The following is a 447-nucleotide window of genomic DNA, read 5'->3' as shown; positions in this document are numbered from 1 at the left end:
TATAGTTTTCTCAAACTAGTTTTAAAAATCATTAACTTTAGTTATGCAAGGTAAAAAAGAGTATCAAGAAAAACTATTCACTAGTTTTCTGTTAAGTGAGCGTGTAAGTAAAACAAACTTTTACAGACGCTTAAAAGAGGTCTTAAATTTAGACTATTTATATGGCTTGACAGAGCAGTATTATGGAACAAGCGGACAGAAAAGCATCGATCCTATTGTGTTTTTTAAACTCTGTTTGGTGGGGTATTTAGAGAATATAATAAGTGACCGCAAACTAATAGAACATTGTAGTTTAAGACTAGATATCCTTTATTTTTTAGACTACGATATCGATGAGTGCTTACCTTGGCATTCGACATTAAGTAGAACGCGTCAATTATTTCCAGAAGCAATCTTCGAAACGGTATTTACAAAAGTATTGAGTTTATGTATAGACAACGGTATGGT

1 protein-coding gene is annotated in these 447 nt (G+C 32.0%); it reads left to right on the top strand.

Annotation, left to right across the window (positions count from 1 at the left end; genetic code table 11):
* Positions 1-43: 43 nt before the first annotated feature.
* A partial coding sequence (locus ACVC08_RS00710; RefSeq protein WP_452600590.1) for a transposase occupies positions 44-447 on the top strand: 404 nt, incomplete at its 3' end.

Source organism: Pontimicrobium sp. MEBiC06410, assembly GCF_053601615.1.
This window is presented reverse-complemented; position numbering and strand designations above follow the sequence as displayed.